1 protein-coding gene is annotated in these 540 nt (G+C 70.6%); it reads left to right on the forward strand.

The annotated features are described in order from the left end of the window. Positions 1–540 (forward strand): ketoacyl-synthetase C-terminal extension domain-containing protein (locus JS521_RS36025; protein ID WP_205087039.1); only part of this gene is annotated, 540 nt, incomplete at both ends.

Genomic DNA, 540 nt, shown 5'->3' on the forward strand with positions numbered 1-540 from the left:
CTCCGACGCGCGCCGCAACGGGCACCGGGTGCTGGCGGTCGTGCGCGGCAGCGCGGTCAACTCCGACGGCGCCTCCAACGGCCTCACCGCCCCCAACGGACCCGCCCAACGACGCGTCATCCTGGACGCCCTGGCCGCCGCCCGGCTCTCCGCCGCTGACGTCGACGCCGTCGAAGCACACGGCACCGGAACGACCCTGGGCGACCCGATCGAGGCGCAGGCGCTGCTCGCCACCTACGGCCAGGACCGCACCGAACCCCTCTACCTGGGCTCACTGAAGTCCAACATCGGCCACACCCAGGCCGCTTCCGGCGTGGCCGGAGTGATCAAGATGGTTCAGGCGATGCGGCACGGCGTGCTCCCCAGGACCCTCCACGTCGACGCGCCCAGCCCGCACGTCGACTGGACCTCGGGCAGCGTCGAACTGCTCACCGAGAACCGGCCGTGGCCCGACTCCGAAGAACCCCGCCGGGTCGGAATCTCCTCGTTCGGTGTCAGTGGTACCAATGCGCACGTGATTGTGGAGGGGGTTTTGGCTGA

The organism is Streptomyces durocortorensis, from assembly GCF_016901035.1.
GTDB classification, from domain to species: domain Bacteria; phylum Actinomycetota; class Actinomycetes; order Streptomycetales; family Streptomycetaceae; genus Streptomyces; species Streptomyces durocortorensis.